At 46.2% G+C, this 240-nt stretch carries 1 protein-coding gene; it reads right to left on the bottom strand.

Translation table 11 applies throughout. From position 1 onward, the window contains the following. On the bottom strand, positions 1–227 hold a 227-nt coding region (locus R0K30_RS23325), incomplete at its 3' end, for a hypothetical protein (RefSeq protein ID WP_486304042.1). Positions 228–240: the final 13 nt, after the last annotated feature.

The following is a 240-nucleotide window of genomic DNA, read 5'->3' as shown; positions in this document are numbered from 1 at the left end:
ATACGGGCAATCTCACCCTTACGACTTCCAGGTAAAATGGCAAGATACGTAACATCAGGTTCAAGTTCCAGCTCGTTACGTGCTTCCGTCTGTTGCCACTGCATAGGAATATCATCTGCCAGAGGGTGACCAACAAAGGTTGCTGGTAGCTGGTGTCTGTCGTAGAAGTCTTTCTCAAAAGGCAATAAACACAGTACGTGATCCACTGCCTTTTTTATTCCTTTGATACGACCTTCACGC

Origin of the sequence: Bacillus sp. SIMBA_154 (assembly GCF_046536015.1) — a bacterium.
GTDB lineage: Bacteria > Bacillota > Bacilli > Bacillales > Bacillaceae > Bacillus > Bacillus pumilus_P.
The sequence above is the reverse complement of the archived record's forward strand: the minus strand, read 5'-3'. Positions and strand labels throughout refer to the sequence as shown.